Source organism: Pseudomonas sp. NPDC089743 (assembly GCF_044748785.1).
Lineage (GTDB): Bacteria > Pseudomonadota > Gammaproteobacteria > Pseudomonadales > Pseudomonadaceae > Aquipseudomonas > Aquipseudomonas putida_X.
In genome coordinates, this window is the sequence record NZ_JBIVGS010000005.1 from 250,774 (window position 1) to 264,416 (window position 13,643).

A 13,643-nucleotide genomic window follows, 5' to 3' on the forward strand; every position below is an offset into this window, starting at 1 on the left:
GTCAGCCCCTTCTAAAGTGGCCTCATACCCGCTGCAAGTCTGGAGTCATCATGAAACGCCTGTTCATCGCCGCTGCGCTTGCCCTGGTAAGCCTGCCCACCCTCGCCGACACCGGCAAAAGCTTCGCCTTCGGCGAGCCGGCCCCGGCGGCCAAGGCCACACGCACGGTCGAAGTTGTGCTCAAGGACATCGCCTTCGAGCCCGCCAACCTGCACGTCAAGGCGGGTGAGACGGTACGGTTCGTCCTGATCAACGAGGGCAAGCTGCCCCATGAGTTCAACCTGGGCGACAAGGCCATGCACGCCCAGCACCAGAAAGAAATGATCGCCATGCAAGGCAAGCTGTTCACCGCTGGCATGGATCACGAAGGGACGGGCCACGGCCAGGTGGACCATGGTGCCCACGGCCATGATGCTGGCAACACAGTCCTGGTGCAGCCCGGCCAGCGCGCCGAGTTGACCTGGACCTTCCGCCAGTCGGCGCCCATCGAATTCGCCTGCAACGTACCTGGGCATTACCAGGCCGGCATGGTCGGGCCATTGACCATCGAGTGACTGGCGCTCCAAGGCGGGCTGTAAAACCGGTAGACTAAGGGCATTTCCGAACCTTCAGGTCAGTTTCCATGCATCCCGCCGCCGAACATTCCCCGCTGGGCAAATCCAGCGAATACATTGCCACCTACACACCTTCGTTGCTCTTCCCTATCCCGCGCACGGCCAAGTGGGCCGAGCTGGGTGTGACCGCCCAGACCCTGCCGTGGCACGGGGTGGATTACTGGAACTGCTTCGAGCTGTCCTGGCTGTTGCCGTCCGGCAAGCCCGTGGTGGCGATAGGGGAGTTCGCCATCCCTGCCGATTCGCCGAACATCATCGAATCGAAGTCGTTCAAGCTCTACCTGAACTCACTGAACCAGACGGTGTTCGCCACCCTCGGCGAGTTGCAGGCATGCCTAGCGAAGGACCTGTCGGCCGCCGCTGGCAAGCCTGTGAGCGTGCAGGTGCGCACCTTGGCAGAAGTAGAGGCGCAAGGCGTGGTGGCGCTGCCGGGGCAGTGCATCGATGCATTGGATGTGACCATCGATAATTACGAGCAGCCGCAACCAGAGTTGCTGCGCTGCAACCCTGAGCGGGTGGTCGAAGAAACCCTGCACAGTCACTTGCTCAAGTCGAACTGCCCGGTAACCGGCCAGCCGGATTGGGGCAGTGTGGTGGTCGAGTACAAGGGCAGGGCGCTGGACCATGCGAGCCTGCTGACCTACCTGATCAGCTTCCGCCAGCATGCCGATTTTCATGAGCAGTGTGTAGAGCGGATCTACCTGGACCTCAAGAACCTGCTTGAGCCGGAGCATTTGACGGTTTATGCACGCTATGTGCGGCGTGGCGGGCTGGATATCAACCCATACCGCAGCACCGGGGTGATCAGCCCTGAGAACGTGCGCCTGGTGCGCCAGTAAGGTTCGAGTGATTGGGGCCGCTTCGCACCCCATGCCGGCTTGCCGGCATGGGGTGCGAAGCGGCCCCTTGCAGTTTCAGATCCCCATACTGTGCAGCGAGTTGGCGATGCTGCGCAGGGTGGCGGTGAGGTCGGGATGCTCGGCCTCGAAACGCTCTATGGCCAGGTTCACACCATCGACCAGGTTGTTGTCTGGTGTGGCTTCTTCAAGCTTCAGTTGCGCCTCGATCTGTCTGGCTTCCTCATGCAGCGCGGCCAGCTCCTCATCGGTAAGCGGTACGTTTCGATCCAGTTGCTCGCGCAAGCTGTTCAGGCGCTCTTGCAATTCGCGGGCAGGCATTGGCTGTTCTCCATCAATGGCTTGGCAAGGCATGGACCTCAGCGAAGCGGCAAAGGTTCGCACCTGTCTTCTAGCGTAATCCACCCGCTGTTGCTTTGCATGATCCGTGTCAACGCTGCTGTATCAGGGTTTTTCACCCTTTCCGCGGCGCTGGGCGATGTCGGTCAGGCAGGTGTCTAGCGCTTCGAGGTGGTCGATCACCGAGTGCACGCCCAGACGGAACAGCTCCAGCGTGGCCTTGCCCCGTGCCAGCTCCTGCTGCTGCGGGGTCATGGCTTGCCATTGCTGCGAGCCGAGGTCGCAGGATGGGCTGCAGGCGGCCAGGCCGACTGTCCACAGCCCGGCGTTGAGGCCCGATTGCAACAGCCGCGGCTCGCCGCTGACCAATACGCAGCCGTCCAGGCGTTGGCTGTCCAGCGCCATCAGCGCCTGCCAGCAGGCATTGGGCGCCGGCCATCGCACGCCATTGGCCGTGTGCCCCGGTAACCAGTCCGGCAGCACGCTGGCCAGGCGTTTGCCCTGTGGGCTGCTCAGGTCATCGAGCCAGATGCATGGCACCTGTTGGCGGCGCAGGCCGGCCAGGGTATCGAGGGCGCCGGGTGCGGGTGAGGGGTCGCCATTGGCAGCCTGGACCAGGCAACCACGCAGGCCGAACAGCACAGCGGTGAAGGCAGGTGCGTCATGCATGTTAACCTCCCCAAATATGCCGCAGGCTATTCAGCGATTGTTACGTCTCTGTGACTTGTAGTAACTGCTCACAATTATTTAGGAAAACTGTGTAAGGGTGTTTATCAGCGCGCAAGCCTCTATACTGCCGCCTTACCTGCGGCGCATGCGTTGCGCCAGCGGCCGAGAAATTCGATGGAGAAACATCTATGCGTAGGATCGGTGCCGGTGTGATCGAGCGAGTCACCCAGGCCTGTGTCTGTGCCAGCTTGCTGCTGGCGCCTGTGGCGGCTACCCAGGCGGCCACCGAGGACGATCCCTGGGAGGCGGTCAACCGGCCGATCTTCCGCTTCAACGATATCCTCGACACCTATGCCCTCAAGCCATTGGCCCAGGGCTACCAGGCTGTCACCCCCCAGTTCCTCGAAGATGGCATCCACAATATCTTCCGCAACCTGGGCGATGTCACCAACCTGGCCAACAATGTGCTGCAGCTCAAGCCGCATGCGGCCGGCGTTGATACGGCGCGGCTGATAGTCAATACCACCTTCGGCCTGGGCGGCTTCTTCGATGTGGGCACCAAGATGGGCCTGCAGCGCAGCGACGAAGACTTCGGCCAGACGCTCGGTTACTGGGGTTTGCCCAGCGGTCCGTACGTCGTGATTCCGCTGTTGGGCCCGAGCACCGTTCGCGATGGCCTGGCGAAATACCCGGACGGCTACACCAAGCCGTACCGCTACATCGACCATGTGCCGACCCGCAACTCGATCTTTGCCCTGGATGTGGTCGATACCCGGGCCAGCCTTTTGTCGGCTGAAAAGCTGATTCAGGGCGACAAGTACATCTTCATTCGCAATGCCTACCTGCAGAACCGCGAGTTCAAGGTCAAGGATGGCGAGGTCGAAGACGATTTTTGATTGAGGAACACGAGGTCGGCGACCATCGGGTGATGGCTGTCAGCCGAGGGGCCTGGGGCCGCTGTGCGGCCCCATCGCCGGCAAGCCGGCTCCCACAGGGATCGCGCCAGCTTTATAAGTTGAGCAAGACAATTGCTTCCACAGCTAAAGCGCAGGCCTGAAGCACTGCACGGTCGTGGTGGGAGCCGGCTTGCCGGCGATTGGGGTGCGCAGCAGCCCCACAGCAGCGCTGCAATAGCCCGGGCAGCGAGTATCTGGCATCAACCTCCGGCTCGCCTTTTTCGTAACAGATCAATGCATGGCCAAGATGCGCAGGCCAAATTTCTGCTGCCCGCCGGGTTGGTCGGCGATCCACACCACTTCGGCGCTGGCATGCAGGCCCTTGAGGGCAGGGTGGTCGGAATCGATCCGGACCTCCAGGGTGTCGCCTACTTGAAAACGCTGCGGCGCCTGCACCTGCATGCCGCTGCTGGACAGGTCCAGGCATACCGCTGCGATCACCTGGCCGGCATGCAGCAGGCTGACTTCGGTGTCGATGCGCATGCGAATGAAGTCGCGTTTCTCGCTGTGATTGGAGGGCGTGGTAGGCATGCTGCATCCTTCTCATCGGGTTGCACAGGTCGCTTTCTTATAACTCTCGGTGATTTCGCCTGTAAAGAGCACCGAACTCGACCCACGCATGCTTGAAACGCCTGGCGGATGGGAGTACCGTCTGCGCCTTAGACAGTACCTCTGCCGGTTGCCTGGGCCGTCTTCTTGGCCTACAACTCAAGTAGAGTGTCACCGCAGAGTATTCCAGCAGTCGGATGTCAGCCTTGCAGACGCCCCTGCACCAACCTAAATCGGCGCCGTTCGCCCACATGCAGAAAATCAGTGCAACGCTGCTGATCATCGATGATGACGACGTGGTCCGTGCGAGCCTCGCCGCCTATCTGGAAGACAGTGGCTTCAGCGTCCTCCAGGCCGGTAATGGCCAGCAGGGGCTCCAGGTCTTTGAAGAACACCAGCCCGACCTCGTGATCTGCGATCTGCGCATGCCGCAGATGGGCGGCCTTGAGCTGATCCGCCAGGTCAGTGAGCGGGCGCCGCAGTTGCCGGTGATCGTGGTATCGGGTGCTGGCGTGATGAGCGACGCGGTCGAGGCCTTGCGCCTGGGCGCTGCCGATTACCTGATCAAGCCGCTGGAAGACCTTGCCGTGCTCGAACATTCGGTGCGCCGTGCGCTGGATCGTTCGCGTCTGGTAGTGGAAAACCAGCGTTACCGCGACAAGCTCGAGGCAGCCAACCGGGAACTGGAGGCCAGCCTGCACCTGTTGCAGGAGGACCAGACTGCCGGTCGTCAGGTGCAGATGAACATGCTGCCAGAGAGCCCCTGGGTTGCCGGGGAGTTCGCCTTCGAGCACCAGATCATCCCATCGCTGTACCTGTCTGGCGACTTCGCCGACTATTTCCGCGTGGATGAACGGCGTATTGCCTTCTACCTTGCCGATGTCTCCGGGCATGGCGCGTCGTCGGCGTTCGTCACCGTGCTGCTGAAGTTCATGACCACCCGGCTGATGTTCGAATTCAAGCGCAGCAGCAAGCTGCGTGAATTCAAGCCTTCGCAAGTGCTCAGCCACATAAACCGTGGCCTGATCAACTGCAAGCTGGGCAAGCACGTGACCATGGTCGGTGGTGTGATCGATGAAGAAACCGGCCTGCTGACCTATGCCGTGGGCGGCCACTTGCCGCTGCCGGTGCTGTATACCCCAGGCCAGGCCCGCTACCTGGAAGGCCGTGGCCTGCCGGTGGGCCTGTTCGATGAGGCCACCTACCAGGACCTGGTGATGGAACTGCCCCCGCAGTTCAGCCTGACACTGATGTCAGACGGCATCCTGGACCTTTTGCCAGGGGACACGCTCAAAGATAAAGAAGCCGCCTTGCCGGAGATCGTCAAGGCAGCGGGTGGTAGCCTGGATGGGCTGCGCCAACGATTTGGATTGGCTACGCTTGGGGAGATGCCGGATGATATCGCCCTATTGGTGTTAAGCAGGAACCTTCAATGAGTACCGGTAGAATCCAGTTCGCCGAGCAAAGCGGTACCTTCGTGCTGAAATTCGTCGGTGAAGTGCGCCTGACCTTGTGTTCGGCACTGGATGCGACGATCGAGAAAATCTTCACCGCGCTGAATTTCTCGGCCATCGTCATCGACCTCACCGAAACCGAGAGCATCGACAGCACCACCCTGGGGCTGCTGGCCAAGCTGTCGATCCTGTCGCGGCAGAAGGTCGGCCTGCTACCGACCGTGGTCACCACCAACCCGGATATTTCGCGGCTGCTGCAATCGATGGGCTTCGATCAGGTGTTCAACATCGTCGATCGCCCGGTGCCTTGCCCGGAATGCCTGACCGACCTGCCATCCCAGGACCAGAACGAAGAGGTGGTGCGCTCCAAGGTGCTGGAGGCGCACAAGATTCTGATGGGCCTGAATGACTCCAACCGTGAAGCCTTCCATGACTTGGTGAATGCGCTGGAGCGCTCCTGACCTGGCGGCTGCCTGGGCCCTTGGCGGGTAACTCGCCACAGGGCCGCATCAGCTAGTCTGGCCGCGCAAACTCCGTAGCCTCACCCCCCTTGGCATCGAGCTGAAACACCCGTGCCGGGCGCCCCTGCTCATCGAAGAACACCTGCCCCAGCCCCGCCCCATTCCACAGGCGTTCCCCTGCCTTGCTCTGGCTGGGCGTGCGCGGCACCACCTCCATCTCGCGCCGCCGGGTAAACCAGTTCAGCGGCGAGCGCGGCGAGTAGAGCCAGCGGTTGAGCCGGTCCAGCACGTCCAGCAAGCGGCGGGGGAATTCATTCTTGATCCCGCTGCTGGTGACCTGCCACAAGTGCGGGCTGCGCTGCTGGCGTTGGCGAATCAGCACCTCGTACACGAACGAATAATGCACGTCCCCTGACAGGATTACGTAGTGCCCCGGTGTGCGCGAGTGGCGGAAGATATTCAGGATCACCTGGGCGGCACCGCGGTGGGCCATCCAGTTCTCGGCATCTACCAGCAGCGGGTGGCCCAGCCAGCTGAACACTTTCTGCACCGTCTCGATCAGCTTTACCCCGAAGATCGGCGCCGGTGACACGATGATCGCCGAAGGGTGGTCGAGCAATGCTTGCTGCAGTTCGCACAACGCCTCCCAGTCCAGTAAGCCGGAAGGCTTGGCCAGGTCGCTTTCGCTGCGCCAGCGCCGGGTGCGGGTGTCCAGCACCAGCAGGGGCGGGTTGCTTGGCAGGCTGAACTGCCAGCCCTGAAAGCGCAGCAGTTCACCGATCAGGTGGTCGTGTTGCTGGCTGTCCAGTTGCGGGCTGGCCAGCGCCTGGCACTGCCCGACCAACGCCTTGCAGCCTTGCGGGTCGTTGCCCCAGGCCTGGCACAGCAGGTAGCCGAGCAGGGCATTGCCGATGATGCGTCGCGAGAATGGGTGGCCGTAGGCTGTTTCTTCCCACTGCGCCGACAGGTTCCAGTCATCGGTGATGTCGTGATCGTCGAAGATCATCAGGCAAGGTAAGTGCGCCATCACCCGCGCCACCTGGCCCAGGTTGTCGGCGAACGCCTGGATCAGCGGCAGTTCCTTGCGGTAGCGCGCCTGGTGCGGGTCGGCAAGGCCCGCAGGCATGTCGAGCGCTACCAGTTGCCAAGGGGTGGGTGACCAGACCAGCAGGTACATGGCCATGACCTCGGCGAACGTCACCAGATGGTTGTCGGCATTGCTTGAGGAGAAGATGGGTTTGCGCTTGCCGCCGAAGAATCGCTCGCGCAGGGTTTCGTTACGTTCCTGGGCCGGCAGCAGGTCGGCGCGATGGTAATAGCTGGCCGGGTGGTCATACAGCGACCTGCTGTCGGCCACGACTGCGCCGTCCAGGTGTTCATCGAACAGGCCTAGGCGCTCGATCAGCGAATGAATGGCCCGTAGCATCGGCCCTGCTACATCATCGGCGTAGACCTGGTCCCCCGTCATCAACAGCACGGCCGGGCGCTCTTCCGGGCGCGTACAGGCCTGTAGCAGCCTGTCTGCGCAGAGCAGGCCATCGGCAGCGGGGTGGTGTGGTTTGCGGCAAGAGCCGTGCAGCAACTGGTCCAGGCGGTCGCGCAGCACCAGGCTTGGCCGCTGGCGGCCTGGGTAGAGCAGGTGCGGCGCCCAGTCAGCGATACCTTGGCCGTCGATCAGCAGGTCGTATTCGAGTTCGACGTTGCAGGGCAGCGGTTGGGCAAAGTCGATGTCCAGCAGGTGGATGAAGGCGTGCTCACCGATCGGTACGACCTGGCAATCCACCTTGGCCGCGCCGTCCAAGCTGAACGCCAGCTGCAAGGGTTGGCTGCCGACCAGCCAGATGGCCAGGCGCTGAGGCTCCAGGCGGCGCAGTACAGGGCCGGCGAGAACAAGGGGCAAAGGGGAGGAAGTCATGGACAGCTCTGGTGGCTAATCGGCCCGGTCACGGCGAACCGTCGCGAACAGGCCTTTGAATTCAGAACGCTTGTTGCAAGGCTAAAGCAAAGCGGGCGGAAAATGCTGAACATTCACCGCCCGCCTGGCAAACCTAAAATGTATCAGGCTTTGTCAGCCATCAGCTTTTCCAGCTTCTCCTGGTCACGGGCGAACTGGCGAATGCCCTCCGCCAGTTTCTCGGTACCCATGGCGTCTTCGTTCATCGCCCAGCGGAACTGGCTTTCGCTGAGCACCTGCTTGGCCTCGCCGGCATTGCCCGGCTTGAGCACCTGCGGCAGCTCGCCCTGGTCATCGCTCAGTTGCTGCAGCAGCTCCGGGCTGATGGTCAGGCGATCGCAGCCAGCCAGTTGCTCGATCTGGCCGATGTTGCGGAAGCTGGCGCCCATGACCACGGTGTCGTAGCCGTTGGCCTTGTAGTAGTTGTAGATGCGCGTGACCGACTGGACGCCCGGGTCATCGGCGCCCACGTATTCCTGGCCGGTGCTCTTCTTGTACCAGTCATAGATACGGCCCACGAACGGGGAAATCAGGAACACGCCGGCATCGGCGCACGCCTGTGCCTGGGCGAAGGAGAACAGCAGGGTCAGGTTGGTCTGGATGCCTTCCTTCTCCAGCTGCTCGGCGGCGCGGATGCCTTCCCAGGTGGAGGCCAGCTTGATCAGCACGCGGTCTTTGGAGATGCCGGCGGCCTGGTAAAGCTCGATCAGTTGGCGGGCCTTGCTCAGCAGTGCCGGTTCGTCGAACGACAGGCGTGCATCCACTTCGGTGGAGATGCGCCCAGGGATCACTTTCAGAATGCCCGCGCCCACCGCCACGGCGAACTTGTCGCACGCCAGGTCGACATTGCCCTTGGCATCGCTTTTGACCTGCTTGAGCAGGTCGGCATAGCCCGGGATGGCGGCAGCCTTGAGCAGCAACGACGGGTTGGTGGTGGCATCGACCGGCTTGAGGCGGGTGATGGCGTCCAGGTCCCCGGTGTCGGCGACCACGGTGGTGAACTGCTTGAGTTGTTCCAGCTTGGAAGTCATGGCGTGCTCTGTCCTGTGCGATGTCTCGACATTACCCGAGCCCCGACGGCCGCTCAAGGGGCCAGCGGGGCGGTGGCGAATTGTCTGGGTGATGATTCGAGTCACCCGCCAGCACGAGGTTCCCCATCACCTTGAAAGCTTCACCCGCGATCGGTGGTAGCCGGCTTGCCGGCGATGGGGCCCGCCAGCCCCCCTTACCGCCCCTGCAACAACTCCGCCGCTTGGTCGAACACCGCCAGCGGCTCAGGCGCCTTGTGAATATCCGCCGACAGCAACTGCCGGAACCGCCGCGCCCCTTTGAAGCCCTGGCCCAACCCCAGAATATGCCGGGTGACGTGATGCATCGCACCGCCACTTTCCATATGCGCCACGATATACGGCCGCAACTGCGCCATCGCCTCGCTACGGCTGACCACCGGCGCATCACTGCCAAACAGCAGCTGATCCACTTCAGCCAGCACATACGAGTTGTGGTACGCCTCGCGCCCCATCATCACCCCATCGAACGTCTCCAGGTGCATCTGGCACTCGGCCAAGGTCTTGATGCCACCGTTGAGCACGATCTCAAGGTCCGGAAAGTCCGCTTTCAGCTGCGCAGCCACGTCGTAGCGCAGCGGCGGGATCTCACGGTTTTCCTTGGGCGAAAGCCCTTCGAGAATCGCGATGCGCGCATGCACGGTGAAACTGCGACACCCGGCGTCCCGTACCTGCCCGACGAAGTCGCACAGTTCTGCATAGCTGTCACGGCCATTGATACCAATGCGGTGCTTCACCGTCACCGGCGTCGACACCGCATCACGCATGGCCTTGACGCAATCGGCCACCAGCGCCGGGTGGGCCATGAGGCAAGCGCCGATCATGTTGTTCTGCACCCGATCGCTGGGGCAGCCGACGTTGAGGTTCACCTCGTCATAGCCCGCTTGTTCGGCCAGGCGCGCGCAGGCCGCCAAGTCGGCTGGCACACTGCCGCCCAGCTGCAGGGCAAGCGGATGTTCGGACACATCGTGGCGCAGGAAACGGTGCGCGTCGTTGTGCAGCAGGGCGCCGGTGGTGACCATTTCGGTGTAGAGCAAGGTGTGCCGGGATAGCAGGCGCAGGAAGAACCGGCAGTGGCGGTCGGTCCAGTCCATCATCGGCGCAACGCTGAAGCGGCGGGAAGGCTCAGGGCGCGAAGTTTGTGGGGTTGCAGTATCTAGGAGCATTCAGGTCTACGCATTTTTGTACCAATTTATTCGGGCTTTTGCTGTGAATCAGCCTCATTCACCTGGGTAACACCGAAAAAAATGGCAAGGAATACAAGCAAGGAACAAGGCGGATGTGGCGGTGAGCTACCCCGTCAATACCAGCCTCATAGAAAGGATGTCCTAGTTTACCAAGAGCGCTGGATGTTCGCCTGTTCATAGGCAAGTGAGGGCCGCGGAAAACGTGAGTGAACGATGTGAAAGGTCTCTGCCCGTCTTCCCGCAGGATGGTTTTGAACGGTTTCCTACAGATACGGGATGCTGGCTTGTAGTCCGTTTCTGAATCACCCTTTCAGCACCCTTGAGGCATTGCAATGGAAATCCGAGCTCCCTAGTCTCGATGGGCCGCTGCAAAAACTGCGGCCGGGCCTGCAAGCCCGAACTTGGATTTGGCCGCTACCAAGCGATGAGACCAATAGGCCCCACGCATCACGAGCGTCAAACCTCCACACAGGGTCAGCCTTGGTCTTGGCACTGAAACCCGCTAATGTGCCGCCCTCAGCAAGGATAGCCGCGACCCCAGGGAGCTTTCTATGTCGCTTTTACACCAGGCCAGCCTGCCATTTGGCCTGCGCAGTGGCAGCACCTTCACACCTGCCCCTTCACTGAAACCGTTGCTGGACGGCATCTCAGCGCTTCAGGTACCTGGCCCGGAAACAGTCTGGGCCATTGGCGAGGTCGAACTCGGCCAATCGGTGCGCCTGGTGCGTTTTTACCTGGACAACCAAGACTACTGGTTACAGGTGCTGATGAACGGCGCCGAACCGGGCGATATCGTGCTGTTCGGCTACCACAGTGCAGTCGCCGTCAATGACCAGGTGCACCTGCAAAGCCTGACCGGTAGCGCACCGAAGGCCGGCATGCCGATCTTCGAACACGAAGGTAATTTGTATTCCCGGCAATGGGGCCGCGAAGCGGGGCTCGCCGAATGGGTTGCGCTGTGCGAGGCGGTTACCAGCCCCGAGGCACGGTACCGCATCCAGCACCTGTGCATGCTCTATGCCCGTGACACCGGTTTGCCGTACCGGCGCGAATTTCTGCTGCTGTCGGTCGAAGAAGATGAGTACGGTGCGCTCACCTACACCACCTCGCTGGGTGTGACCCTATTCCCCACGGACTTTCACGTAACCTGACAAGGATTTCCCCATGCTCGACGCTTTGCGCCTGTCCCTCAACGCCTCGGCGGTGACGGGCTTCATCCTCTATATCAGTGTGGCCCTGCTGATGTTCTGGCTGTTCCAGTTCATCTACACCCGCCTCACGCCGCACCGCGAGTTCGCCCTGATTCGCCAGAACAACCCTGCAGCCGCTATTGCTCTGGGTGGTTCGCTGATCGGTTTTTCGCTGCCGGCCAGCAACATCATCGCCTACAGCGTCAGCATTCTCGACTTCGTCGCCTGGGTGGTGATCGCAGCGGTGGTGCAGTTGATCGCCTTCGGCCTGACCAGCCTGGTGCTGCGTGGCCTGTCCCAGCGCATCGCCCAGGGCGAGCTGGCAGCTGCCATCTACGCCGCAAGCGTGGCCATCAGCGTCGGCTTTCTGAACTCGGCCTGCATGACGCCTTCGGCCTGAGCAGGAGGGTGCCAATGAAATCGCCGATGAAACGCAGTTCCTTCAAGCTGGTACTGGCCGGTTCGTTACCCCTGGCGCTGACGGCCTGTGGTCCGCAGGAAGAATTGTATACGGTCAGCCAAAAGACCAATTACGACACCGTTGCTGCCTGCGTAAATGACTATATGCCGATCGCTGTCTGCACCGATGCCTACCAGCAGGCGCACAGCGACTATCTTCGCCAGGCGCCGACGTTCGCGTTCCAGAGCGCGTGTGAGGCGCAGTTCGGTGCAGACAATTGCCTGACCACCGTCGATGGGCGGTACATGCCCCGCATGAACGGGTTCGAACTGGAAAGTGCCGTTGAGGTGACCCAGTCACAACTGGATGCTGGCTACGCTCAGGGTGGGGGCTATGGGCATATTGCCAGCGCCGCGGTGGCCGGGATGCTGCTCGGGCAGGCCCGGAGCCGCGACCGTCGTTTCCGCGCACAGCCTGTGTACGCCAACGGCAGTGCAACGCGCCCTGGGCCGCACAATGGGGCCTTGGGTGAAATCCAGCGTGCCAGGGAGGATGAACAAAGCAGCGCAGGTTCGTCCGGCGGTGGCGGCAGATGGAGCCGCAAGGATCCTCACGCAGCCTCATCAGGGTCGATCACCCGGGGTGGCTTTGGCAGCCAGGCCACAGCCCGTAGCGGCTGGAGTGGCAAGTCCGGTAGCTTTTTCGGGGGGTGAGCATGCGCAAGGTAGAGCTGGCAGAGCGCCCCGACTGGCGCGCGACTGCCGAGCGTGAGGGGTTCGCCTTCCACACCATCGAAGGTCAGCGTTACTGGGACGAGAGCGGTTACTACCAATTCAGCGAAGCTCAGGTGGTTCGAGACCTGCAAGCGCCGACCGAAGCGCTGCACGCTATGTGCCTGGAGGCGGTCGGGCGCATCGTCGACAGCGAAGCGCTCATGGCCCGCCTGGCCATCCCACCGGCCTTCTTCGACCTGGTGCGTAGGTCCTGGAAGCAGGCACAGCCGCACCTGTACGGGCGCTTTGACTTCAGTTACGACGGCAATGGCCCGGCGAAGCTCATCGAAGCCAATTACGATACGCCAACCTCACTTTACGAGGCGGCCGCGTTCCAGCTGATCTGGCTGGAGGAGCAGATAGCGCGCGGGCTGTTGCCTGCGCACGCCAGCCAGTTCAATACCCTGGCCGAAGACCTGGTGCAGGCGTTTGCGGCGATGCCGGGGCAGGGTACGTTCTATTTCTCGACCATCTCAGGCTCGCTGGAGGACCGTGGCACCACTGATTTCCTGCGCAGGATGGCCGAGCATGCGGGTGTCCGCACGCGGCATATCGACCTGGAAGACATCGGCCTGCACGACAATGGCCGGTTCGTCGACCTCCAAAGCCAGCCCATCCAGCGCCTGTTCAAGCTGCATGCGTGGGAGCATATCTTCCATGAGGATTTCGGCCAGGCGATTACCGGCTGCGACACGCAGTTTGTCGAGCCGCCCTGGAAGGCACTCATCTCCAACAAAGGCATCCTGCCGTTATTGTGGGAGTGGTTCGAAGGGCATCCGAACCTGCTGCCGGCTTTTGTCGATGACAATCCGCAGGCCCCGGTGCCCAAGGGCTGGGTGCGCAAGCCGTACTTCTCCCGTGAGGGCGCCAACGTGGATATCCACACCGAGGATGGGCGGCGGGTCTTTGCAGACGGGCCCTATGACGATGCGCCCTATATTCTGCAGGCTTTTGCACCTTTGCCGAAGTTCGCTGACAGTTACACGCTGATTGGTTCGTGGGTGATCGGCGACAAGGCCTCAGGGCTTGGCATTCGTGAAGATGATTCGCTTATCACCAAGGACAGTTCACGCTTCTTGCCGCATGTGGTTTTGGGCTGACCGCCCCTCTGGTCGGTTTCAGGATGCGCCTGGTCGTTCGCGTGCATCCGTTCGGCGCCACAAGTGCCATGCT

At 61.8% G+C, this 13,643-nt stretch carries 15 protein-coding genes; 9 read left to right on the forward strand and 6 right to left on the reverse strand.

Annotated features, from left to right (window positions below):
- The first annotated feature begins 50 nt into the window (after positions 1 to 50).
- Together ACIPZC_RS12075 and queF are read left to right on the forward strand one after the other, a co-directional pair.
- Positions 51 to 554, forward strand: a complete 504-nt coding sequence (locus ACIPZC_RS12075; protein WP_400627106.1) for a plastocyanin/azurin family copper-binding protein — start codon at positions 51 to 53, stop codon at positions 552 to 554.
- A 68-nt stretch (positions 555 to 622) separates the two neighbouring features.
- A complete protein-coding gene (gene queF, locus ACIPZC_RS12080; protein ID WP_400627108.1) occupies positions 623 to 1,453 on the forward strand; it encodes an NADPH-dependent 7-cyano-7-deazaguanine reductase QueF in 831 nt (276 codons plus the stop codon).
- A 75-nt stretch (positions 1,454 to 1,528) separates the two neighbouring features.
- On the opposite strand, the gene ACIPZC_RS12085 is transcribed toward queF, so the two are convergent.
- Both ACIPZC_RS12085 and ACIPZC_RS12090 read right to left on the reverse strand, forming a co-directional pair.
- On the reverse strand, positions 1,529 to 1,792 hold the full coding sequence (locus tag ACIPZC_RS12085; protein WP_241803182.1) for a DUF4404 family protein: 264 nt from the start codon (positions 1,790 to 1,792) through the stop codon (positions 1,529 to 1,531).
- 123 nt (positions 1,793 to 1,915) lie between these two features.
- A complete protein-coding gene (locus ACIPZC_RS12090) occupies positions 1,916 to 2,479 on the reverse strand; it encodes a phosphonoacetaldehyde phosphonohydrolase-related protein (protein ID WP_400627111.1) in 564 nt (187 codons plus the stop codon).
- A gap of 188 nt (positions 2,480 to 2,667) precedes the next feature.
- Between ACIPZC_RS12090 and ACIPZC_RS12095 the strand changes: the two genes are divergently transcribed.
- Positions 2,668 to 3,375: a VacJ family lipoprotein gene (locus ACIPZC_RS12095; protein WP_400627113.1), complete on the forward strand. Its 708-nt coding sequence runs from the start codon at positions 2,668 to 2,670 to the stop codon at positions 3,373 to 3,375.
- A 291-nt stretch (positions 3,376 to 3,666) separates the two neighbouring features.
- Here the strand turns inward: ACIPZC_RS12095 and ACIPZC_RS12100 are convergent, their stop codons facing one another.
- A complete protein-coding gene (locus ACIPZC_RS12100; RefSeq protein ID WP_267822315.1) occupies positions 3,667 to 3,966 on the reverse strand; it encodes a PilZ domain-containing protein in 300 nt (99 codons plus the stop codon).
- Between the two features lie 269 nt (positions 3,967 to 4,235).
- Here ACIPZC_RS12100 and rssB point away from each other — a divergent pair, with 269 nt between their 5' ends.
- Positions 4,236 to 5,420, forward strand: a complete 1,185-nt coding sequence (rssB, locus tag ACIPZC_RS12105) for a two-component system response regulator RssB (RefSeq protein ID WP_241803404.1) — start codon at positions 4,236 to 4,238, stop codon at positions 5,418 to 5,420.
- Positions 5,417 to 5,899, forward strand: coding sequence for an anti-sigma factor antagonist RssC (gene rssC, locus ACIPZC_RS12110; protein ID WP_039602918.1), 483 nt, complete (start codon positions 5,417 to 5,419; stop codon positions 5,897 to 5,899). The genes rssB and rssC overlap by 4 nt, the downstream gene beginning before the upstream one ends.
- A gap of 52 nt (positions 5,900 to 5,951) precedes the next feature.
- On the opposite strand, the gene ACIPZC_RS12115 is transcribed toward rssC, so the two are convergent.
- From ACIPZC_RS12115 to dusA, 3 genes are all read right to left on the reverse strand, one after another.
- The gene (locus ACIPZC_RS12115; protein ID WP_400627116.1) at positions 5,952 to 7,814 is read right to left on the reverse strand and encodes an alkaline phosphatase D family protein; all 1,863 of its coding nucleotides are present in this window, start codon (positions 7,812 to 7,814) and stop codon (positions 5,952 to 5,954) included.
- A 143-nt stretch (positions 7,815 to 7,957) separates the two neighbouring features.
- Positions 7,958 to 8,884 (reverse strand): transaldolase, encoded by a 927-nt coding sequence (gene tal, locus ACIPZC_RS12120; protein ID WP_241803187.1) that lies wholly within the window; start codon positions 8,882 to 8,884, stop codon positions 7,958 to 7,960.
- 194 nt (positions 8,885 to 9,078) lie between these two features.
- The gene (gene dusA / locus ACIPZC_RS12125) at positions 9,079 to 10,086 is read right to left on the reverse strand and encodes a tRNA dihydrouridine(20/20a) synthase DusA (RefSeq protein WP_400627118.1); all 1,008 of its coding nucleotides are present in this window, start codon (positions 10,084 to 10,086) and stop codon (positions 9,079 to 9,081) included.
- 572 nt (positions 10,087 to 10,658) lie between these two features.
- Here dusA and ACIPZC_RS12130 point away from each other — a divergent pair.
- The 4 genes from ACIPZC_RS12130 to ACIPZC_RS12145 are packed head-to-tail and all read left to right on the forward strand — an operon-like array spanning position 10,659 to position 13,570.
- The gene (locus ACIPZC_RS12130) at positions 10,659 to 11,258 is read left to right on the forward strand and encodes a DUF2491 family protein (RefSeq protein ID WP_400627120.1); all 600 of its coding nucleotides are present in this window, start codon (positions 10,659 to 10,661) and stop codon (positions 11,256 to 11,258) included.
- A gap of 13 nt (positions 11,259 to 11,271) precedes the next feature.
- Positions 11,272 to 11,697: a DUF350 domain-containing protein gene (locus ACIPZC_RS12135; protein WP_267822325.1), complete on the forward strand. Its 426-nt coding sequence runs from the start codon at positions 11,272 to 11,274 to the stop codon at positions 11,695 to 11,697.
- Between the two features lie 26 nt (positions 11,698 to 11,723).
- On the forward strand, positions 11,724 to 12,410 hold the full coding sequence (locus tag ACIPZC_RS12140; RefSeq protein WP_400627123.1) for a DUF1190 domain-containing protein: 687 nt from the start codon (positions 11,724 to 11,726) through the stop codon (positions 12,408 to 12,410).
- 2 nt (positions 12,411 to 12,412) lie between these two features.
- Entirely contained in the window at positions 12,413 to 13,570 is a 1,158-nt protein-coding gene (locus ACIPZC_RS12145; protein WP_400627125.1) for a glutathionylspermidine synthase family protein, read from the forward strand.
- Positions 13,571 to 13,643 lie beyond the last annotated feature (73 nt).

Excerpts from the sequence above, each read along its gene's own strand:
- ACIPZC_RS12075 (WP_400627106.1), top strand. The coding sequence starts at position 51 with ATGAAACGCCTGTTCATCGCCGCTGCGCTTGCCCTGGTAAGCCTGCCC.
- queF (WP_400627108.1), top strand. The coding sequence starts at position 623 with ATGCATCCCGCCGCCGAACATTCCCCGCTGGGCAAATCCAGCGAATAC.
- ACIPZC_RS12085 (WP_241803182.1), bottom strand. The coding sequence starts at position 1,792 with ATGCCTGCCCGCGAATTGCAAGAGCGCCTGAACAGCTTGCGCGAGCAA.
- ACIPZC_RS12090 (WP_400627111.1), bottom strand. The coding sequence starts at position 2,479 with ATGCATGACGCACCTGCCTTCACCGCTGTGCTGTTCGGCCTGCGTGGT.
- ACIPZC_RS12095 (WP_400627113.1), top strand. The coding sequence starts at position 2,668 with ATGCGTAGGATCGGTGCCGGTGTGATCGAGCGAGTCACCCAGGCCTGT.
- ACIPZC_RS12100 (WP_267822315.1), bottom strand. The coding sequence starts at position 3,966 with ATGCCTACCACGCCCTCCAATCACAGCGAGAAACGCGACTTCATTCGC.
- rssB (WP_241803404.1), top strand. The coding sequence starts at position 4,236 with ATGCAGAAAATCAGTGCAACGCTGCTGATCATCGATGATGACGACGTG.
- rssC (WP_039602918.1), top strand. The coding sequence starts at position 5,417 with ATGAGTACCGGTAGAATCCAGTTCGCCGAGCAAAGCGGTACCTTCGTG.
- ACIPZC_RS12115 (WP_400627116.1), bottom strand. The coding sequence starts at position 7,814 with ATGACTTCCTCCCCTTTGCCCCTTGTTCTCGCCGGCCCTGTACTGCGC.
- tal (WP_241803187.1), bottom strand. The coding sequence starts at position 8,884 with ATGACTTCCAAGCTGGAACAACTCAAGCAGTTCACCACCGTGGTCGCC.
- dusA (WP_400627118.1), bottom strand. The coding sequence starts at position 10,086 with ATGCTCCTAGATACTGCAACCCCACAAACTTCGCGCCCTGAGCCTTCC.
- ACIPZC_RS12130 (WP_400627120.1), top strand. The coding sequence starts at position 10,659 with ATGTCGCTTTTACACCAGGCCAGCCTGCCATTTGGCCTGCGCAGTGGC.
- ACIPZC_RS12135 (WP_267822325.1), top strand. The coding sequence starts at position 11,272 with ATGCTCGACGCTTTGCGCCTGTCCCTCAACGCCTCGGCGGTGACGGGC.
- ACIPZC_RS12140 (WP_400627123.1), top strand. The coding sequence starts at position 11,724 with ATGAAACGCAGTTCCTTCAAGCTGGTACTGGCCGGTTCGTTACCCCTG.
- ACIPZC_RS12145 (WP_400627125.1), top strand. The coding sequence starts at position 12,413 with ATGCGCAAGGTAGAGCTGGCAGAGCGCCCCGACTGGCGCGCGACTGCC.